The following is a 19,707-nucleotide window of genomic DNA, read 5'->3' on the forward strand; positions in this document are numbered from 1 at the left end:
CCGTCAGGAGGCGGCAATCTCGCCCCCCGTATTAGATTACCACCGCGGCGAGGACGTCCATGAGCGCGTCCACATCGGCCTTCGTGCAGATGAGCGGGGGCAGGAAGCGCAGCGTGTGCGCGCCCGTCGCGTTGATGACAGCGCCCGCCTCGAGCGCGCGGGCCACGATGTCGTGCGCGTCGCCCGCCGCCTCGTCCACGTCGCAGCCGCGCATGAGCCCCGCGCCGCGCACCTCGACCACGTGCGGGAGCTCCGCGAGCCGCTCGGCCAGATACGCGCCCACCTCTCGGGCGCGCTCGGCGTACCCTCCCAGCACGAGCTCGCAGAGCACCGCCTCGGCCGCCGCGACGGCGAGGCAGCTGCCGCCGAACGTCGTCCCATGGTCGCCCGGGCGGAACACCTGGGCCACCTCCGCCCGCGCGACGCACGCGCCCATGGGCACGCCGCCGGCGATACCCTTCGCGAGGCTCATGATGTCCGGCGTGACGCCCGCAAGCTGGATGGCGAAGGGCGCCCCGCAGCGGAAAACACCCGCCTGCACCTCGTCGGAGATGAGGACGCCGCCCACGCCGTGCACGAGCTCCGCGGCCGCCCGCACGAAGGCGGCGTCGAGCGGGTGCACCCCGCTCTCACCCTGGATGGGCTCGATCATGACGGCGCAGACCTCGCTGCCCAGGCGCCCGAAGATCGCACGCAGCTCGTCCACATCATTCGGCGTGCAGGCGACGAACCCGCCGGGCAGCGGGCGGAAGGCGTCCTGCAGGCGGTCCTGCATCGTGGCGGCGAGCGTCTCGAGCGTGCGGCCGTGGAAGCCACCCCGCAGGCAGACGATGGTGTTCCCACCGTTGCCCGCGCGCTTGGCGTAGAGCCGCGCGAGCTTCATGGAGCACTCGTTCGCCTCCGCGCCGGAGTTCGCGAAAAACGTCTGCCACACCTGCTCGCCCTCCGCGGGCGCTGCCGCGGTGCGCACAACCTGCTCGTCGCCCGAGCGCACCGCCTCCGCGAGCTCGCGCGCGCCGGCGGCGTCCCCGTTCGCGAGCTTGGAGAGCAGCGCCGCCACCGCCCCGCGGTGCTCGACGTAGAAGTAATTCGACACATGCAGGAGCTTTTTCGCCTGCTCCTCGAGGGCGCGCGTGAGCGCCGGGTGCCCGTGACCGAGCGAGCACACCCCGATCCCCGCGAGGAAGTCGAGGTACTCCCTCCCCGCGCTGTCGGTGAGCGTCATGCCCGCGCCGCTCACGAACTCCACCGGGCTCCTCCCGAACGTCGGCATCACGTACGCCGCGTCGAGCTCATGCTCCATCTCAAACGACATCTCGTCCCCCTACCCTATCGTCTCCCTGCGAAACGGCCATCTCGAATCCCGCCTGGCTACCACTCCTCGGTCTCCACCAGGCGCGAGGCGAACGCGCCCACCGGATGCGGATGCTGGTCGAACTCGTAGGACTCGAGCGTCGAGTGCATCACGGTGCCCACGCCCGTCGAGGTGAAGAGCTCCACGAGCAGCGAATGCGGCGTCGTCCCGTTGATGATGTGCGCGCGGTACACGCCGCCCTTGAGCGCCGTCACGCATGCCTCGAGCTTGGGGATCATCCCCTTCGAGACCTCCCCCGCGCGCAGCAGCCCCTCGGTCTCGTCGAGCGTGAGGTTCGAGATGAGCGAGGTCTTGTCCGCGAAATCCGCGTACAGCCCATCGACGTCCGTGAGGAAGATCGCCTTGTGGGCGTGGATGGCGGCGGCGATGTGCCCGGCGGCAAGGTCCGCGTTGATGTTGAAGAACCCGCCATCGGTGCCCTGCGCGACCGTCGCGACCACGGGGATGTAGTCGTTCTCGAGGAGCGTCTCGAGGTAGTCGGTGTTCACCTGGCACACCTTGCCCACGCGCCCGAGCTCCGGGTCGAGCTGCTCGGCCAGGATCGTGCCGCCGTCGCTGCCCGAGACGCCCACCGCCACGGCGCCGTGCTTGTTGAGCGCGGCGACGAGCTCCTGGTTCACCTTGCCCACGAGCACCTCGCGCACGATCTCCATGGCCTCGGGCGTCGTCACGCGCTGGCCGCCCTTGAACTCGACCGGCAGGTCGTAGTGGCCGAGCGCCTCGTTGATGGCCGCGCCGCCGCCGTGCACGATCACCACGCGGGCGCCGATGATCTTGAGCAGCAGGATGTCCCCCATGACCTTCTCGCGCAGGTCCGCATCGACCATGGCCGCGCCGCCGTACTTGATGACGACGGTCTTGCCGGTGATGCTCTTGACCCACGGCAACGTCTCGTAAAGCTGCTCGCCCAACTGCTCGTTCGTGAGCGCGGGCGCGAGGTCGCGCGCGTACTTCATCTCATTCCTCCCAAAGGTTGCAAACAGGCAGAACGCGTGGCGGGCGCCGCCCGGCAGCGGGGCGCGCGGGGCGGCTGCGCCGATCACGCGCTACGAACGGTAATCCGCGTTGATCGAGATGTACTCGTGCGTGAGGTCGCACGTCCAGACCGTCGTGGAGCACGCGCCGGCGCCCAGGTCGACCGAGATGACGATCTCGGGCGCCTCGAAGCGGCGGAGCGCCTCGTCCTCGTCGAAGGGCACCGTGAGGCCGGCGCGGCACACGGGCAGCCCCATGATGTCGATGTCGACCTTACGCTGGTCGAACGGCACGCCGCACTTCCCGAGCGCGGCGGCGATGCGGCCCCAGTTGCAGTCGCGCCCCGCGATGGCGGTCTTCACGAGCGGCGAGTTCGCCACGGCGCGGGCGCAGGCGTCCGCGTCCGCAGGCGTCGCCGCCCCGTCCACGTTCACGGTCACGAGCTTCGTGGATCCCTCGCCATCTGCGGCGATGGCACGCGCGAGCGACTCGCACACCACGAGGAGCGCGTACCCGAGCTCCTCGTACGCCTCGCTGCCCGGGGCGATGGGCGCCGCGCCGCGCGCCGCCGCACCCGAGGCGAGCATGATGCAGGTATCGTTCGTCGAGGTGTCGGAATCGACCGTCACCTTGTTGAACGTCCGCGCCACGGCGTCCGAGAGCAGCGCGTGCAGCGCCTCGGGTGCAACGGGGGCGTCGGTGGTGATGAGGGCGATCATCGTGGCCATGTTCGGCATGATCATGCCCGAGCCCTTCACGCAGCCGCCCACGGTGAACGTGCAGCCCACGTACTCGAGGTCGCGCGACTCGTAGGCCACCGCGTACTCCTTGGGGTGCGTGTCGGTGGTCATGATCGCGCGGGCAGCCGCCGCCCCGCCGTCGCGGGACAGGGCGTCGATCGCGCGGGGCAGGCCCGTCTCGAAGCATCCGGTCTCCAGCGGCACGCCGATGACCCCCGTCGACGCCACGAGCACCTGCTCAAGCTCGCAGCCCAAGAGCTGGGAGGCGATCTCGCAGGTCTCCCGCGCCGCCGCGAGGCCGGGCTCGCCGGTGGCGGCGTTCGCGTTGCCGGAGTTCACCACCACGGCGCGCACCATGCCCGCGCCCACGCCGCCCAGGTGCTCGCGCGACACCGTGACGGGCGCGGCGCAGAAGCGGTTCTGGGTGAACGTGCCGGCCGCGGGGCACGGCTCATCGGCCACGAGCAGCGCGAGGTCGGCGCGCTCGGGGTTCTTGCGGAAACCGGCATGCACGCCGGAGGCGCGGAATCCCGCCGCGCTCGTCGCGCCGCCGTTCGGGACGGCGCGCAGCTGCTCGTCGAATGCTTCGTAATCCATATCGGGTCATCTTCCAATCCGTAGGGGTGAATCGTGTGATGCGAAGGCGCGCCGGACGCAGGCAAGACGTCCGGCGCGCCCGATCGCGGAAGCCAGGTTGCGCGACTAGATGGGCAACGCGACCTGGGGCAGGCCTCGTCGCTCATCGAGGCCGAACACGATGTTCGCGCATTGCACCGCCTGGCCGGCAGCGCCCTTGCACAGGTTGTCGATGGCGCCGATCGCGATGAGCGCGCCCGCCTCCGCGTTCACGGCGAGGCCAATCTGGCAGGCGTTGCTGCCGACGACGGACGCGGTCTTCGGCGTCTGCCCGGCGTCGAGCACACGAACGAACGAGCGGCCGGCGTACGCATCGCGATAGCACGCCACCGCGTCCTCGGCCGTGAGGCCGCGCGCGCCCGGGGCGAGCGGCAGGGTCACCGTCGAGAGCAGGCCGCGGCGCAGCGGGGCGAGGTGCGGCGTGAACACCACGCGGCCGGAGGCACCCAGGATCTGCTCGATCTCGGGCGTGTGGCGGTGGCGGCACACGTTGTATGCCTCGAGGTTCTCGTCGGCGCTGCAGAAATGCGTGCGCGCGGAGGGCGTCTTGCCGGCGCCCGTGACACCCGAGATGGCGTCCACGACCACGGGTCCCTCGTCCGCGACCCAGCCCAGGCGCATCGCGGGTGCCGCGGCGAGCGAGGTCGCCGTGGGGAAGCAGCCCGCGCAGGCAACGAGCACGGCATCTCCCGCAGCATGGCGCTCGGCCAGGCGGGCAAGGTCATCGGCGAAGAGCTCCGGCAGGCCGAAGGCGCGCTCGGTGATAAGCTCGGGCGAGGTGTGCGCGACGCCGTACCAGCGCTCGTAGACCGCCGGGTCGTCCAGGCGGTAATCGGCCGAGAGGTCCACGACCGTGACGCCGGAGGCGAGCAGCTGCGGCACGACGGCGAGCGCGGCGGTATGCGGCACCGCCAGGAACACGACGTCGCACCCGGCGAGCGCTGGGTCGTCATGCGTCGTGAACACGAGGTCGCTCACGCCCGCGAAGGCCGGGTAGACGCTCGCGAGCGCCTGCCCCGCATCCGCGTTCGACGTGATGGCGCGCAGCTCGAAATCCGGATGCGCCAAAAGCAGGCGCACGAGCTCGACGCCCGCGTACCCCGCCGCCCCGACAACTCCCGCTGCATACGCCATGTGCCTCGTCCCTTCACGTGGTTCTCTTCGGCGGCGCGCCCGGAAGCTACCGCCGGCACGCCGCTCGCATTGCCCTGCAAGGGTAGCACAGCTACACGCTGAATCGAATTTTCGGCGCTCGTTCATTCAGTTTTTTGCAGAATGGTTACATCGAGCACATCGGGTGCGCATGGGGCTATCCGAGGAACGCTGCAATCTCGTCGAGGTGCCGCTCGGCCTCCTGCCTGCCCTCGATGTAGAGCTCGAGGAGCTTCGGGGCGCTGCGCTCGACATGCCCCACCTCCACCGGTCGGGACGGCGCGATGACGAGCGCCTTGCCCGCGCGCTCGGCTTCCCAGATGCGCTCGCGCTGCGCGTTGTAGCGGTCGTGCCGCGTCTCGAGGGCGTCGAGCAGGTACGGGTAGGCGGTGTAGCGCGCACGCGCCGCGGCCATGAACTCGGGCGGGTACGGCTCCTTCTTGTAGGAGCGGTCTTGCGTGAGCACCACGAGCACCCGGTCGAAGCCCTCGTCGCCCAGCACGTGCTCGATGGGCACGGAATCGGCCACGCCGCCGTCGACGTACTTGCTGCCTGCGATCTCGACCGGCTGCGTCACGAGGGGCAACGATGTCGACGCGCGCACGATGTCGATATCGAGCGAGGCATCGCGCACCTCGAGGTACTCCGCCGTGCCGAACGTCATGTTGGTCACCGTAGCGATGAGGCGCATGGGGTTGTCGCTGAACGCCCGCGTGTCGAAGGGGTCGATACGGTCCTGCACCTCGTTGAGCATGAAATCGTAGCCGATCATGCTACCCGTCGTGGCGAGCGAGCGCGTGGAGATGTAGCGCGGGTCGTTGCAGAAGGCGAGGTTCACGCGGTTCGCGCGGCCAATCTGGCGCGACTTGAAGCTGAGGCCGCAGAGCACGCCCGCCGAGACGCCGAAGCACGCGGGCACCTCGATGCCGCGCTCGAGCATGACGTCGAGCACGCCCGCGGTGAATTCCGAGCGGAAGCTGCCACCCTCGAGGATGAGGGCGGCGCGCCCCGCGTTCCTCGCGCGCTCGGCACCTTCCGTGTCCGCCATGCCGCTCCACGCATCTCGCATGCGTATCTCCTTCTTCCGTACCGCACGGTCGCCGTTCCCGTGCCCGGGTGCTTTTCGGCTCATTCTACCCACGGGGCACGGTTCGTTACGTCGCGCTCCCCGCCGTGATAAAAAGGTGTCAGTCACTTTTTTATCACCCAGTCACGCATGCGCGTGCGAAGCATCGCCGTGGTGATAAAAAGGTGACTGACACCTTTTTATCACGGGCACCTACGCCGTGCGCTTGAGCAGCGGTTCATGCCGTGCTATGCTGGAGTATCGCCTTCGGGCGCCGTTCTTTGACAGGTCGAGTTCGGCGGATGGAATCCACCCTGCCGATCCAGACCCCTTCGGGGCCGACTGGTTTCGACACGATAGCCTTGAGAGAGGAAGCAGGCCGTGGTCTCCTCGCCACGTTAAACAGGGGTACCGTCAAATTGAATTGACAAGAATTCTTCTTACGAGCCTCAGCTGGCTCTTGCCGCTTAGTTTATAGCGACACACCAATCCCGGATGTTCCCCGCTCCGGGTGCGGTGTCATGCTAGGGGAATGCTCCCGCGCACGTGATCGGTATGGCGCGGGCTAAGACCGAACCGATTGGGGCGCTGCGAGCGTGTCGCTGCGCGCACAGCGCCCGAGACCAAACCAGCGACTGAGCCTGGAGATGCCGATCAGGGGGCTACCGTGGACCGGAGTTCGATTCTCCGCGGCTCCACCACCATATCCCATGCGGGCGACGGCGCTTTCTGCCATCGCCCGCATGTCGTTTTGCGGCGCGGAGAATCGAACTCCGTGCGGGGCGCGAAGCTGCGCAAAGCGCGCAAGCGTCTTTGCCAGCGCAGCGCGCAAGGCGGCGCAAGCCGCCGCAGCGGTTGCGTATTCGCGTAGCGAATACGCGGATTCTCCGCGGCTCCACCAAACACAACAAGGGCGAACTCCCCTCGGGAGCTCGCCCTTTCTCATATACAACGTTCAGCTATATCGTCCGCGTCCTACGACGTGACCACGGGATCCGCGTTCACCAGGTCGCTCCCCCGGCCATAGCTCGGGCGGGCGGCGTCGTACTGGATCTCGCGCGCGACCTCGTGCGCCCGCTCGGGCAGCACGTTGTCGTAGCGGTGGCACGCGCACATGTGATCGGGCAGCACCTCGCGCTGGTTGGGCGCGGCCACGTCGCAGGCGGCGACCTTCGCGAAGCAGCGGCTCGCGAAGCGGCAGCCCGCCGGCGGGTCGATGGGGCTCGGAACGTCGCCCTCGAGGATGATGCGCTTGCGCTGCAGCTTGGGATCCGGGCTCGGGATCGCCGAAAGCAGGGCCTGCGTGTACGGGCACAGCGGCTCGTGGTACAGGGAGTTCTTCGGCGCGACCTCCATGAGGCGGCCGAGGTACATCACGCCCACGCGGTCGGAGATGTGCTTGACCACGTTCAGGCCGTGCGCGATGAACAGATACGTGAGGCCGAACTGCTCCTTCAGATCGTCGAGCAGGTTGAGCACCTGCGCCTGGATGGACACGTCGAGCGCCGAGACCGGCTCGTCGCAGACGATGAGCTTCGGGTTCACCGCGAGCGCACGAGCGATGCCCACGCGCTGGCGCTGGCCGCCGGAGAACTCATGCGGGTAGCGGTTCTTCATGTACGAGGCGAGACCCACGCGCTCGAGCAGCTCGTCGACGCGGTCGTCAATCTTGTCCTTCGGCAGGATGTTGTTCACGATCATGGGCTCGGCGACGATCTGCCCGACGGTCATGCGCGGGTTCAGGCTCGCGTAGGGGTCCTGGAAGATGAGCTGGATGTCGCTGCAGAGCTTGCGGCGGTCGCGCTGGTTCAGGGCGGTGATGTCCTCGCCCTCGAACAGGATCTTGCCGCTCGTGGGCTTGAGCAGGCCCACGATCATCTTGCCGATCGTGGTCTTGCCGCAGCCGGACTCGCCCACGAGGCCGAACGCCTCGCCGCGGCGGATCGAGAAGCTCACGTCGTCGACCGCGCGCACGAAGGACGTCGGCTTGCCGAAGAAGCTCGACCCGGCGACGAAGCTCTTCGTGAGGTGCTGCACCTCGATGAGGGTATCCGTCTTATCGATAGCCATGTGCTAGCGCACCTCCTCTTCCTCTTCGATCTCCACCGTCACCTCGGCGCCGCCGCTCATCTTGCGCGCGCGCTCGATGCGCTCGCGCTCCTCGGCCTCGAGCTTCGCCTTGACCACGTGCGCCTTCTCCGTGGCCTCCACGGCATGGGCGACCTCCGCCTCGTCGTCGTAGAGAAAGCAGCGCACGCGGCGCGTGGTGCCCGGAACCTCCTTGAGCTCGGGGCGCTCCCTGCGGCACCGCTCGGTCACGCGCTCGCAGCGGTCGGAGAACGGGCAGCCGCTCGGCATGTCGAGCGGGTTGGGCACGGAGCCCTTGATCATGTACAGGCGCTCGGACGCCTCGTCCTCGAGGCGCGGGATGGAGCGCAGGAGGCCCAGCGTGTAGGGGTGAAGCGGGTACTCGAACAGCTCGAACTTCTCGCCCTCCTCGACCACCTGGCCGCAGTACATGACCACCACGCGGTCGGCCACCTCGGACACGACGCCCAGGTCGTGCGTGATGAGCAGCACCGCCATGTTGAACTCGTTGCGCAGCTTGTAGATGAGCTCCAGGATCTGCGCCTGGATGGTCACGTCGAGCGCCGTGGTGGGCTCGTCAGCGATGAGCAGCTTCGGGTCGCAGGAGAGCGCCATGGCGATCATGACGCGCTGGCGCATGCCGCCCGACATCTGGTGCGGGAAGTCGCGCGCCCGCTCCTCGGGGCTCGGGATGCCCACCACGCGCAGCATCTCGACCGCGCGCGCCCAGGCGTCCTTCTTGCTCATGTCCGAGTGCGTGCGGATGGCCTCGACGATCTGGTCGCCCACGCGGTACACGGGGTTCAGACTCGTCATGGGCTCCTGGAAGATCATCGAGATCTGCGCGCCGCGGATCTGCTCCATCTCGGATTCCGTCGCGGCGAGCAGGTCCTTGCCGTCGAACGTGATGGAACCCCCCGCCACATGGCCGGGATCCTGGAGGAGCCGCATGATGGACAGCGAGGTCACGCTCTTGCCCGATCCGGACTCGCCCACCACGGCGAGGATCTCGCCGGGCTCGACGTCGAACGAGACGCCGTTCACGGCGCGGACGACGCCCTTGCGCGTGGGGAACTCGGTGACGAGGTCGTGCACTTCAAGCAATGCCACAGGTATCACCTCTTCCTGGCTTTGGGGTCGAAGGCGTCGCGGATGCCGTCGCCGAGCAGGTTGAACGCGAGCACGGTGATGGTGATGGCGAGGCCGGGGAAGATCATGGCGTAGGGCGCCGCGAAGATGTAGTTGCGGCCGCGGCCGAGCATGTCGCCCCACTCCGCCGCCGGCGGCTGCACGCCCAGGCCGAGGAAGCCGAGGGCGGCCGCGTCGAGGATGGCGCTCGAGATGCCGAGCGTCGCGCGGACGATGATGGACGGCATGACGTTGGGCAGCACGTGCTTGAAGATGATCACCGCGTCGGAATCGCCGATGACGCGCGCGGCCGCCACGTAATCCGATTGCTTGACCGCGAGCACCTGACTTCGCACGATGCGCGCGTATTCGGGGATCGACACGAAGCCGATGGCGATGATGGCCTTGTCGATGCCGCGGCCGAGCGCCGCCATAAAGGCGATGGCGAGCAGGATGGATGGGATGGCGAGCATCATGTCCATGATGCGCATGATGATGGTGTCGACGATGCCGCCCTTATAGCCCGCGACGGCACCGAGCACCACGCCGATCACGAGCGAGATGGCCACGGAGAGCAGGCCGACGGTGAGCGAGATCTGGCTGCCGATGAGCACGCGGCTGAAGATGTCGCGGCCCTGCTGGTCCGTGCCGAACCAGTGCGCCGCGCTGGGCGGCTGGAACGACGCGGAGAGGTCCTGCGCGTACGGGTCGTACGGGAGCACCTGCGGCCAGAAGTAGGTGACGATCGCCACGATGGCGAGCAGCAGGATGACGAAAAGGCTCACCATGGCGGGGATGTTCTGGCGCAGCGAGTACCAGACGTCCTTCCACAGCGATTCGGTCTTCTCCGCCTGCTTGGGCGCGCTCTCGGGATCGGGCTGCGCCTGCTTCTGGGGCTCGTTCGCTTGAAGCGTTGCCTCTGCCATGTCGATCACCCCTCTTCCTTGCTATAGGAGATGCGCGGATCGAGGTATGCGTAGATCACGTCGACCACGAGGTTGATGATGATGAAGATCGTGCCGATGAGCAGCACCGCGCCCTGCACGACGGGGAAGTCGGACTTCAGGATGCTGTCGACCACGAACTTGCCGATGCCCGGCCAGGCGAAGACCGTCTCGGTGAGCATCGCGCCGCCGAGGAGGCTGCCCAGCTGCAGGCCGATGACCGTGGTGACGGGCAGCATCGCGTTGCGCAGCGCATGATGGATGTCCACGCGACGCTTCTTCAGGCCCTTGGCACGCGCCGTGCGCACGTAGTCCTCGCCGAGCGTCTCGAGCATGCTCGAGCGGGTCATGCGCGTGATGACCGCGAGCGAGTACATGGAGAGCGCGAGCGCCGGCAGGGTGATGTGCGCCACGGCATCCGAGAACGCCTCGAAGTCACCCATGAGCAGGGTGTCGAGCAGGTAGAAACCCGTACCGCCCACCGGCTGGAGCAACGGGTCCATGCGACCCGAGCTGGGCAGCACATGCAGGTAGCCCGCGAAGAAGATGATGAGCAGCACGCCGAGCCAGAAGATGGGCATCGAGACGCCCACGAGCGCGATGATCGTGGACAGGCCGTCGATCACCGAGTTCTTGTGCGTCGCCGAGAGCACGCCGAGCGCCACGCCCACCACGGAGGCGATGATGATCGCCACGAGGGCGAGCTCGATGGTCGCCGGGAAGCGCGACAGCAGCTCCTGCGTGACGGGTGTGTGGGTGTAGTAGCTCTCCCCCAGGTTGCCCGTGAGGGCACCTCCCAGGAAATTGAAATACTGCACGATGAGCGGGTCGTTCAGCCCGTTCGCCTCGCGCCAGGCCTCCATGGCCTGCTCAGTAGCATGCTGTCCGAGCACGACGGGCGCCGGATCAGCGGAGAACACGCGCATGATGAGGAACACGATGATGGAGACGCCCAGCAGAACCGGGATCGCCAGCAAGATGCGCTTGAGAACGTATTTCAGCATGCTACCCCCTCCTTCCATTCATAGCGGCGCGACCCTGCGCGCCCTGCCTGCAACGACAACGCGGGCCGAGCAAGCCCGGCCCGCGTTATGTTAGCAAAACCGCGTCGTGAGCATGGGAGCGTTACGCCGTCTTGGTGACGAGCTCCATGTGGACGACTCCCGTCGGGTGATAGTAGAAGTTGTTGATGCTCGGCGCGTAGGCGGCGAGGTTCTTGGCGTGGCTGATGAGCATCCACGGCATCTCGTCGGCGACCATCTGCTCGCACTGCTTGTAGATGGCGTCGCGCTCGTCGCCGTCGGGCGTGCTGAGGCCCTGCTGGATGAGCTGGTTGTACGCATCGCTGCGATAGCGGCCGACGTTCATGGAGACGTTCTCATCGGCGAGCAGGTTCATGAAGTTGTCCGGGTCGCCGTTGTCGCCCACCCAGCCGTAGAGGCAGCAGTCGAAGGCGTCCGTGTCGACCTTGGTCTGGTAGGTCGTCCAGTCATAGGAGACGATGTCCATGTCGACGCCGGCATCGGCCAGGTAGCCCTGGATGGCCTCGGCGAGGGGCTGGCCACCGATGGAGTTGTACGGACGGGGGTTCGTGTAGGTGAGCATGGTGCAGCTCGTGATGCCCAGGTCGGCGAAGGCGGCCTTCGCGGCCTCCGGGTCGTAGGCGGTCTGCTTGATGTCCTCGTCGTACGGGGCCATCCACAGCGGCATGACGGAGGTGGCCACGCCCGCGTATTCGCCGTAGAGGCTCTGAACCATTTCCTCGACGTTCACGGCCTGGCAGAAGGCGCGGCGCGCCTCGACGGTGGAGAAGGCACCCGTGTCGTTGCGGAACGCGAGGTAGTTGATGTTCATGCCGTCCTCGCTGAACAGCTTGTTGCCGGCATCGGTGATGGTGGGCACCACGGAGGCGTCGATGCCGTCGATGATGTCGACCTCGCCGTTGTTGAGGGCGGTCACGCGGCTCGAGTTCTCGGTGATGAAGCGGAAGATGACGTTCTTGGTCTGGGGCTTGCGCTCCTCATCCCAGTAGTCCTCGTTGGCCTCGAGCACGATGTTCTCGCCCTTGGACCAGGACACGAACTTGTAGGGGCCCGAGCCGACGGGGTTCTCGTTGGAGTCGCCGGCCTCGATGGCGGACGGCGCCACGATGGGGGCGGCGAGCGTCATGGCCATGTTCTTGATGAACGGCGTGGAGGGCGAGCGGAGGGTGATGACGAGCGTCGTGGCGTCGGGCGCCTCGATGGACGCGATGCCGGTGTTCGCCTCCTCGGAACCGAACACGAAGGACGCATAGGGCATGTCCTCGGTGCGGTTGGGCTCGAGCTGACGGGTGATGGAGGTCACGATGGCGTCGGCGTCGCAGTCGGTGCCGTCGTGGAACTTCACGCCCTCGCGGATCTTGAAGGTGTAGGTGAGGCCGTCATCGGAGATCTCGGGCATCTCGCCGAGGCACGGGAGCACCTCGGTGGACTCGACGTCGAAGCGGAGCACCGTGTCGTAGATGTTGGACATGACCTTGGCGGACTCGCCGTCGTCGACGTAGGCGGGGTCGAGGCCGCGCGGATCGGCGCCCTGCGCGAAGGTGATGGTGTCGGCGATGCCGCCCTCACCCGCAGAGGAACCGGTGTCGCTGGCGCGCTGGGCACCGCAGCCGGTAAGACCCACAAGACCGATCGTGGAGACCGCGCCCATCGCCTCGATGAACCGACGGCGCGAGATATCTGCCATGGACATAGATGAAACTCCTTCCGTATATTTTGGGTAGGGAAACAATAGCTTCCATCGGGGTGCGAATTGATACAAAACTGATAGGAAACTTTATCGAAATAAAGTATCCACGATTTGAAACTGCATAGCGCGGCGGCGGCACCGGGCGCGCCGTGCATACGCGCATGCAAAACCAGCGGGCGGGCGCGTTCGGAAACGTACCCGCCCACCGGCGTTTCTATGCCTCGAGCGCCGCGCGCAGCAGCTCGTTGAAGCGCTTGGGGTTGCCGCTGCTGCGGCTCGCCTTCATGCACTGGCCCACGAGGAAGCCGAGCACCTTCTGGTTGCCGTCGCGGTACTGCTGCGCCTGCTCCGCGCAGCGCTCGAGCACCTCGTCCACGATGGGCTGGAGCGCGCCGGCATCGCTCACCTGGCGCATGCCGCGCGCATCGACAATCCGCTCGGGATCGTCGCCCGAGGCGGCCATGGCCTCGAAGACCTCGTGGCCCTGGTTGGAGCTGATGGCATCCGAGGCGAGGAGCTTCGCCAGGCCCGCGACCTGCTCGGGGCGCAGCACGCTCTCGGCGAGTACGAGCCCTGCGCCGCGCAGGTAGGCGGGCAGCTCGTTCACCACGAGGTTCGCGACGGTCTGCGCCTCCTTGCCGGCAAGGCCGCCCACCGCCTCCTCGAAGAAGGCCGCGACCTCCGGGTCGCCCGCGATCTGCTCCGCGTCGGCGCGCTTGATGCCCAGCTCGCGCACGTAGCGGTCGCGGCGCTCGTCCGGCAGCTCCGGCAGCTCCGCGCGACAGTGCTCGATGAACTCGTCCGTGAGGTCGAACGGCGCGAGGTCGGGGTCGGGGAAGAAGCGGTAGTCGTCCGCCGTCTCCTTCACGCGCATGGCGACCGTGCGCTTGCGGCTCGGCTCCCAGTGGCGCGTCTCCTGGTAGATCTCGCCGCCCGCCTCGAGCACCTCGGCCTGACGGCAGATCTCGTACGCGAGGCCGTCGTGCAGCGCCTTGAAGGAGTTGAGGTTCTTGAGCTCGGTCTTGGTGCCCAGGCGCGCGTCGCCGCGGCGGCGCAGGCTCACGTTGCCGTCGCAGCGCATGGAGCCCTTCTCCATGGAGCAGTCGGAGATGCCGAGCGCCAGGAAGATGCGGCGGAGCTTCTCCATGAACAGGCGCGCCTCCTCGGGCGTGCGCAGGTCGGGCTCGGTCACGAGCTCGATGAGCGGGGTGCCGCAGCGGTTGTAGTCGATGAGGCTCTCGGCCGCGCCGCCGATGCGCCCCTCTTCGCCGCCCACGTGCACCATCTTTGCCGCGTCCTCCTCCATGTGGATGCGCAGGATCCGGATGGGCACCGTGTAGGAGCCGTCTTCGCGGCGCTCGGGCACGGCGAGCGAGGCCGTGTCGTAGCCCGAGAGGCCCGCGAGCGCGCCCCCCTGCTCGGGAAGGTCGCGCGCCATGCTCGCGGAGAGGCCGACCGCGCCCGCCGAGGCGCTCGCCAGGCTCTCGGCCTCCGCCGCGCCGAACGCACACTCCGGGCGCTCGGCGGCGCCGCGGCCCGTGACCTCGAGGTCGAGCCTGCCGTGCATGGCGAACGCCACCGGACCCTGCGTGGTCTGGAAGTTCTTCGCCATGTCGGGATAGAAGTAGTGCTTGCGGTAGAACATCGAGTGCTTCTGGATCTCGCAGTTCGTGGCGAGGCCCGCCTTCACGATGTACTCGATCGCGCGCTTGTTCGGCACCGGCAGCGCGCCCGGGAGCCCCAGGCACACGGGGCACACGTTCGTGTTCGGCTCGTCGTCGTGGCTGAGCTTGCAGCCGCAGAACATCTTCGTCTCGAGCGTCGTGAGCTCGGTATGGATCTCGAGGCCGATCACGGCCTCCCAGTCGCGCAGCACCTCGTTGAGCTCCTTCATGCGAGCTCACCCCCCTTCCCGGCGAACGCGGGCGCGACGGGGGCGCCCATGCGCGCACCCTCCCCCGCGGCAGCGGCGCCGCGCACGGCATCCCATGCGCCGGCGCACGCCCGCTCGAGCGCCGCGCCGAACGCGATGAGCCGCTCGTCGGCGAAGGCGGGCGCCACGAGCTGCGCGCCCACCGGCAGCCCGCTCTCCTCGCCCAGGCCGACGGGCACGGTGATGCCACCGTTGCCCGCGATGTTGAGCGAGATGGTGTACATGTCCGAGAGGTACATCTGCGTGGGGTCGCTGATCTCGCCGTGCTTGAACGCCGTGCGCGGCGCGGCGGGCATGAGCAGCACGTCGGCGCGGTCGAACGCACGGGCGTAGTCCTCCGTGATGAGCGTGCGCGCCTTCTGCGCGGCGTAGTAGTACTTGTCGTACACGCCCGAGGAGAGCAGGTACGCGCCGAGCATCTGGCGGCGCTTCGCCTCCGCGCCGAACCCGTGCGCGCGCGACAGCGAGCTCTGGGCGGCGAGCGTGGCGCAGTCGGGCTCCCGGTAGCCGTAGCGGATGCCGTCGAAGCGCGCGAGGTTGCTGAACGCCTCCGCCGGGCCGATCACGTAGTACGCGGCGATGGCGGCGTCGAGGTGCGGCAGCTCGACCTCCACGAGCTCGGCTCCCGCCGCCTCGAGCGCGCGCGCGGCGCCCTCCACGGCGCGGCGCACCTCCGGGGTGAGGCCGTCGGCGTCCATGAACGCCGGGATGATCCCCACGCGCATGCCCGCGATGTCCGTGTCCACGGCATCGGCGAAGCGCGGGGGCACGTCCTGCGAGGTCGAATCATACGGGTCGCGGCCGCCCGCCACCAGGGCGTCCATGGCGAGCGCGACGTCCTCGACCGTGCGGCCGAAGGGCCCCACCTGGTCGAGCGAGCTGCCGAAGGCCACCACGCCGTAGCGCGACACGGCGCCGTAGGTGGGCTTCATGCCCACGACGCCGCTGAACGACGCCGGCTGGCGGATGGAGCCGCCCGTGTCCGAGCCGAGCGCGAGCGCCACCTCGCCCGCCGCGACCGCCGCCGCCGAGCCGCCCGACGAGCCGCCGGGCACGCGCGCGGTGTCCCAGGGGTTGTTCGTGGGGTGGAAGGCGGAGGAATCCGTCGAGGAGCCGAACGCGAACTCGTCCATGTTCGCCTTGCCCACCGGCACGCAGCCCGCATCGAGCATGCGTGCGACGCACGTGGCGGTGTAGGGGCTCTCGTAGTGCTCGAGCATGCGGGAGGCGCAGGTGGTGCGCGTGCCCGCGAGGTTCATGTTGTCCTTCACCGCGAGCGGCACGCCCGCGAGCGGCGGCAGGGGCTCGCCCGCGGCGCGGGCGGCGTCCACGCGCGCGGCCGCCTCGAGCGCGAGCTCGGGCGTCACCTGCAGAAACGCCTGCACCTCGGTGTCGCGCGCCTGGATGGCATCGAGCGCGGCGCGGGCGACCTCGGTCGCGGAGAACGCACCGTCGCGCACGCCCGCCGCGATCTGGCGGGCGGTCAGGGTATCAAGGGTCGCCATGCCTTACTCCTCCTCGCCTAGGATCGACGGCACGCGGAAGCTGCGGCCGCGCGTGCTCGCCGCGTTGCCGAGCGCCTCGTCGATCGTGAACGCGCGCGCGGCATCCGGCGCGTCATCACGCATGACGTTCGAGAGGCCGCCGATGGGATGGAACGTGGGGTCCACGTCCGGGAGGTTGTACGCGAGGATGGGCTCGAGCATCTCGACGGCGTCGTTCATGTACGCGCACATCTCGGCGAGCTCGTCGCCCTCGAGCGCGATGCGCGCGTAGTCCGCGATGCCGCGCACATCGTCTTCGGTGAGTGCCATGGGCGCTCCAATCTACGTATCGTGCTGTCCGGGGCGCGCGCAGGCGACACCCGGTCAATTCGCATTATTATACGCGGGCGGGGCGCGGGGCGGAGCGGCTCGGGCGCGCGCACCCGAACGGAAACACGCCACCGGCGCGGCGAAGCGCTCGGCGGGGCGGGTTTCGGGTCGCGCATCGGGGCAACCGGGCGGAAAACGGGCTCTCGCGGGGGGCACGGGAAAGTTCATTCCAGTTGTGTGTGTATCTTTTTGCGCCCGCCGTCCGCATCGCACATCCAGCTCTTCGCGACCTGGGGTTTTGTTGCGACGGAAGGGCGGTATCGGCGCCCTTCCCAAAAAGATGCACACACAACTGGAATGAGTTTTACGGGAGGCACCCGGAGGGGCGACAAACTCCCGGCCGCACGCGCTTCCGCGCTTCGCAACGGGGCAACCAGCCCCTCGCGGAGCTCCCTGCCAGCTGTCCTCAGCGCGCGATGCTACACTTAGCCGCGACATCGCCAAAACCCAAGGAGGCAGTATGGACATCGAACGCATCGAGCGCGTCCGCGCGAACCTCAGGCGGCGCGACCTCACGCAGCTGCTCATCGTCGACCCGCTCTCGATCTGGTGGCTCACCGGCTACTACACCGAACCCCTGGAGCGGCTCCTCGCCCTCTACCTGCCGCTCGACGGCACGCCGACGCTCTTCGTGAACCGCCTCTTCCCCGACGCGTCCGCCACCGGCGCGCGCGTGGTGAGCCATTCGGACACCGACGACCCCATCCCCATGCTCTGCGACGCCATCGACGCGGCGCGCCCGCTCGGCGTGGACAAGGAGCTCGCCGCGCGCTGGCTCGTCCCGCTCATGCAGGCCGGGGCTGCCGCGAACTTCGTGCTCGCCTCGGACGCCGTGGACGACGCGCGCGCCATCAAGGACGCCCGTGAGCAGGAGCTCATGCGCATCGCGTCGCGGACGAACGACGAGGCCATGGCCTGGCTCGCCGAGCAGGTGCGCCCCGGCGCGACGGAGCTCGACATCGCGGAGGGGCTGCTCGCCACGTACCGCAGGCTCGGCGCGCAGGACCACTCCTTCTCGCCGATCGTGAGCTTCGGCGCGCACGCCGCCGACCCGCACCACGAGCCCGACGCGACGCCGCTCGCCCCGGGCGACATGGTCCTCTTCGACGTGGGGTGCAAGCGCGACGGGTACTGCTCGGATATGACCCGCACGTTCTTCACCGCCGAGCCCACCGAACACCAGCGCGCCGTATACGACGCGGTGCGGCGCGCGAACGAGGCCGCCGAGGCCATCGTGCGCCCCGGCGTGACGTTCGCCGAGATCGACCTCACGGCGCGCCGCATCATCGAGGACGCCGGCTGGGGCCCGCAGTTCAACCACCGCCTCGGGCACCAGATCGGCCTGCAGGACCACGAGCCGGGCGATGTCTCGGCCACGCATGACGAGCCGGTGCAGCCCGGCATGTGCTTCTCCATCGAGCCGGGCATCTACCTGCCGGGCGACATGGGCGTGCGCATCGAGGACCTCGTCATCGTCACCGAGGACGGCTGCGAGGTGCTCAACAGCTACCCCAAGGGCATCCAGGTGCTCGGGTAACGAGGAGGGCACACGCAAAAACCGACGGGGCGACCTGAACGCTGCAAGCCTTCGCTTGGCGCATCGGGTCGCCCCGTCGCTTACTCCCTCGTAATGCAGGAACCCCGCCAAGGGCCCCGTGCGAACGTCCTTGCAGCCGCTTGGCGGCGCGGCGTTCGCGGGGAAACCTTGGCGGGGTTCCGAACGCGTTAAGCCCGTGGCTTAGAAGTCCACGTCCACGTCGTTGTAGACGCACTCGAGGAGCTTCTCCATCTCCTCCTGCGTGGGCTGGCGCGGGTTGGAGCCGGTGCAGGCGTCGAGCAGCGCGTTGGCGGCGACGTCGTGCTTCTTCTCCTCGAACTCGGCGTAGTCGATGATGGACTCGTCGGCCTTCACGCCGCCCTTGCCGTAGTTCTTGATGCCCTGCGGGATGTCGAGCTTGTCGTTGAGGTCGCGGATCTCCTGGACGAGAGCGGCGACGAGCTCGTCCTCGGTCTCGCCGGGGAGGTGCAGGATCTCCTTGGCGATGTAGGCGTACTTGGCCTTGGCCTCGGGGTTCTTGGCGTTGAACTGGATGACCTTGCCCAGGTACATGGCGTTGGCGCAACCATGGATGATGTGGTCGCCGGTGAAGGCGGCACCGGTCTTGTGCGCCATGGAGTGCACGATGCCGAGCAGGCCGCTCGAGAAGGCGATGCCGGCGATGCACTGCGCGTCATGCATGTGCTTGCGGGCCTCCTTGTCGCCCTTGTAGGACTTGGGCAGCCACTCGACGATCTCGCGGATGGCGTGCAGCGAGTTGGCCTCGGTGTACATGGAGGAGGCGGTGGAGACGTAGGACTCGATGGCGTGCGTCAGCGCGTCCATGCCGGTGTGCGCGCAGAGCTTGGCGGGCATGGTGTAGGTGAGCTCGGGGTCGACGATGGCCACGTCGGGCGTGATCTGGAAGTCGGCGATCGGGAACTTGATGCCCTTGGAGTAGTCGGTGATGATCGAGAAGGCCGTGACCTCGGTCGCGGTGCCGGAGGTCGAGGAGATGGCGCAGAAGTGAGCCTTGGTGCGCAGCTCGGGCAGGCCGAAGACCTTGCACATGTCCTCGAAGGTGGTCTCGGGGTACTCGTACTTGATCCACATGGCCTTCGCGGCGTCGATCGGGCTACCGCCGCCGATGGCGATGATCCAGTCGGGCTGGAACTCGGTCATCACGGCCGCGCCCTTCATAACCGTCTCGACGGACGGGTCGGACTCGACGCCCTCGATGAGCTTGACCTCGAAGCCGGCCTCCTTGAGGTCCGCCTCGAGCTCCTGCAGGAAGCCGCCGCGACGCATGGAGCCGCCGCCGGTGACGATGACCGCGCGCTCGCCCTTGAGGTTCTTCACCTCATGGCGCGCACCCTCACCGAAGTACAGGTCACGCGGGTTGGTAAAACGTCCCATATTTGCCTCCAAACACAGGCCATGCAGCCTGATATCGCACGGAGCCGCCCATCGACTCCGTTCGGACCAAATCGAGATCGGCGGGCATCGCCGATGACGTTTCGCGCCGA

At 68.1% G+C, this 19,707-nt stretch carries 15 protein-coding genes and 1 other RNA gene; 2 read left to right on the plus strand and 14 right to left on the minus strand.

Features of this window, described 5'->3' with window-relative positions; all coding sequences use genetic code 11:
* Positions 1-31: 31 nt before the first annotated feature.
* From B5G02_RS00190 to B5G02_RS00210, 5 genes are all read right to left on the minus strand, one after another.
* A complete protein-coding gene (locus B5G02_RS00190; RefSeq protein ID WP_094334701.1) occupies positions 32-1,315 on the minus strand; it encodes an aminotransferase class III-fold pyridoxal phosphate-dependent enzyme in 1,284 nt (427 codons plus the stop codon).
* Positions 1,316-1,371: 56 nt separating this feature from the next.
* Positions 1,372-2,331, minus strand: a complete 960-nt coding sequence (gene argB / locus B5G02_RS00195; protein ID WP_019239127.1) for an acetylglutamate kinase — start codon at positions 2,329-2,331, stop codon at positions 1,372-1,374.
* Positions 2,332-2,421: 90 nt separating this feature from the next.
* Entirely contained in the window at positions 2,422-3,687 is a 1,266-nt protein-coding gene (gene argJ / locus B5G02_RS00200) for a bifunctional glutamate N-acetyltransferase/amino-acid acetyltransferase ArgJ (protein ID WP_094334702.1), read from the minus strand.
* A gap of 105 nt (positions 3,688-3,792) precedes the next feature.
* Positions 3,793-4,860: an N-acetyl-gamma-glutamyl-phosphate reductase gene (gene argC, locus B5G02_RS00205; RefSeq protein WP_094334703.1), complete on the minus strand. Its 1,068-nt coding sequence runs from the start codon at positions 4,858-4,860 to the stop codon at positions 3,793-3,795.
* Between the two features lie 175 nt (positions 4,861-5,035).
* On the minus strand, positions 5,036-5,947 hold the full coding sequence (locus B5G02_RS00210; protein WP_094334704.1) for a patatin-like phospholipase family protein: 912 nt from the start codon (positions 5,945-5,947) through the stop codon (positions 5,036-5,038).
* A 331-nt stretch (positions 5,948-6,278) separates the two neighbouring features.
* Between B5G02_RS00210 and ssrA the strand changes: the two genes are divergently transcribed.
* Positions 6,279-6,645, plus strand: a transfer-messenger RNA (tmRNA) gene (gene ssrA, locus B5G02_RS00215).
* A 274-nt stretch (positions 6,646-6,919) separates the two neighbouring features.
* Here the strand turns inward: ssrA and B5G02_RS00220 are convergent.
* The 8 genes from B5G02_RS00220 to B5G02_RS00255 all read right to left on the minus strand — a co-directional run bounded on the left by B5G02_RS00220 (position 6,920) and on the right by B5G02_RS00255 (position 16,584).
* Positions 6,920-8,014 (minus strand): ABC transporter ATP-binding protein, encoded by a 1,095-nt coding sequence (locus B5G02_RS00220; RefSeq protein WP_094334705.1) that lies wholly within the window; start codon positions 8,012-8,014, stop codon positions 6,920-6,922.
* A 3-nt stretch (positions 8,015-8,017) separates the two neighbouring features.
* The gene (locus tag B5G02_RS00225; RefSeq protein ID WP_269719528.1) at positions 8,018-9,142 is read right to left on the minus strand and encodes an ABC transporter ATP-binding protein; all 1,125 of its coding nucleotides are present in this window, start codon (positions 9,140-9,142) and stop codon (positions 8,018-8,020) included.
* 5 nt (positions 9,143-9,147) lie between these two features.
* Complete coding sequence (gene nikC / locus B5G02_RS00230; RefSeq protein ID WP_241146093.1) at positions 9,148-10,086, minus strand: nickel transporter permease; 939 nt, start codon at positions 10,084-10,086, stop codon at positions 9,148-9,150.
* A 5-nt stretch (positions 10,087-10,091) separates the two neighbouring features.
* The gene (locus B5G02_RS00235) at positions 10,092-11,108 is read right to left on the minus strand and encodes an ABC transporter permease (protein ID WP_019239134.1); all 1,017 of its coding nucleotides are present in this window, start codon (positions 11,106-11,108) and stop codon (positions 10,092-10,094) included.
* Positions 11,109-11,229: 121 nt separating this feature from the next.
* On the minus strand, positions 11,230-12,840 hold the full coding sequence (locus tag B5G02_RS00240; RefSeq protein WP_094334707.1) for an ABC transporter substrate-binding protein: 1,611 nt from the start codon (positions 12,838-12,840) through the stop codon (positions 11,230-11,232).
* A gap of 211 nt (positions 12,841-13,051) precedes the next feature.
* A complete protein-coding gene (gene gatB, locus B5G02_RS00245; RefSeq protein ID WP_094334708.1) occupies positions 13,052-14,731 on the minus strand; it encodes an Asp-tRNA(Asn)/Glu-tRNA(Gln) amidotransferase subunit GatB in 1,680 nt (559 codons plus the stop codon).
* On the minus strand, positions 14,728-16,275 hold the full coding sequence (gene gatA, locus B5G02_RS00250; protein ID WP_094334709.1) for an Asp-tRNA(Asn)/Glu-tRNA(Gln) amidotransferase subunit GatA: 1,548 nt from the start codon (positions 16,273-16,275) through the stop codon (positions 14,728-14,730). Before gatA ends, gatB begins: the two co-directional genes overlap by 4 nt.
* A 3-nt stretch (positions 16,276-16,278) precedes the next feature.
* The gene (locus tag B5G02_RS00255) at positions 16,279-16,584 is read right to left on the minus strand and encodes an Asp-tRNA(Asn)/Glu-tRNA(Gln) amidotransferase subunit GatC (protein WP_094334710.1); all 306 of its coding nucleotides are present in this window, start codon (positions 16,582-16,584) and stop codon (positions 16,279-16,281) included.
* A gap of 520 nt (positions 16,585-17,104) precedes the next feature.
* Here B5G02_RS00255 and B5G02_RS00260 point away from each other — a divergent pair.
* Positions 17,105-18,181, plus strand: a complete 1,077-nt coding sequence (locus B5G02_RS00260; RefSeq protein ID WP_094334711.1) for a M24 family metallopeptidase — start codon at positions 17,105-17,107, stop codon at positions 18,179-18,181.
* Between the two features lie 201 nt (positions 18,182-18,382).
* Here B5G02_RS00260 and B5G02_RS00265 read toward each other — a convergent pair whose 3' ends face one another.
* Positions 18,383-19,597 (minus strand): iron-containing alcohol dehydrogenase, encoded by a 1,215-nt coding sequence (locus tag B5G02_RS00265; protein WP_094334712.1) that lies wholly within the window; start codon positions 19,595-19,597, stop codon positions 18,383-18,385.
* Between the last annotated feature and the right edge of the window lie 110 nt (positions 19,598-19,707).

The sequence above is a fragment of the [Collinsella] massiliensis genome, from assembly GCF_002161605.1.
Taxonomy (GTDB): domain Bacteria; phylum Actinomycetota; class Coriobacteriia; order Coriobacteriales; family Coriobacteriaceae; genus Enorma.

Coding starts and splice junctions, on each gene's coding strand:
- gatB (WP_094334708.1), bottom strand. CDS start 14,731: ATGAAGGAGCTCAACGAGGTGCTGCGCGACTGGGAGGCCGTGATCGGC.
- nikC (WP_241146093.1), bottom strand. CDS start 10,086: ATGGCAGAGGCAACGCTTCAAGCGAACGAGCCCCAGAAGCAGGCGCAG.
- argB (WP_019239127.1), bottom strand. CDS start 2,331: ATGAAGTACGCGCGCGACCTCGCGCCCGCGCTCACGAACGAGCAGTTG.
- B5G02_RS00255 (WP_094334710.1), bottom strand. CDS start 16,584: ATGGCACTCACCGAAGACGATGTGCGCGGCATCGCGGACTACGCGCGC.
- B5G02_RS00240 (WP_094334707.1), bottom strand. CDS start 12,840: ATGTCCATGGCAGATATCTCGCGCCGTCGGTTCATCGAGGCGATGGGC.
- argJ (WP_094334702.1), bottom strand. CDS start 3,687: ATGGATTACGAAGCATTCGACGAGCAGCTGCGCGCCGTCCCGAACGGC.
- B5G02_RS00235 (WP_019239134.1), bottom strand. CDS start 11,108: ATGCTGAAATACGTTCTCAAGCGCATCTTGCTGGCGATCCCGGTTCTG.
- B5G02_RS00190 (WP_094334701.1), bottom strand. CDS start 1,315: ATGTCGTTTGAGATGGAGCATGAGCTCGACGCGGCGTACGTGATGCCG.
- B5G02_RS00260 (WP_094334711.1), top strand. CDS start 17,105: ATGGACATCGAACGCATCGAGCGCGTCCGCGCGAACCTCAGGCGGCGC.
- B5G02_RS00265 (WP_094334712.1), bottom strand. CDS start 19,597: ATGGGACGTTTTACCAACCCGCGTGACCTGTACTTCGGTGAGGGTGCG.
- B5G02_RS00220 (WP_094334705.1), bottom strand. CDS start 8,014: ATGGCTATCGATAAGACGGATACCCTCATCGAGGTGCAGCACCTCACG.
- gatA (WP_094334709.1), bottom strand. CDS start 16,275: ATGGCGACCCTTGATACCCTGACCGCCCGCCAGATCGCGGCGGGCGTG.
- argC (WP_094334703.1), bottom strand. CDS start 4,860: ATGGCGTATGCAGCGGGAGTTGTCGGGGCGGCGGGGTACGCGGGCGTC.
- B5G02_RS00210 (WP_094334704.1), bottom strand. CDS start 5,947: ATGCGAGATGCGTGGAGCGGCATGGCGGACACGGAAGGTGCCGAGCGC.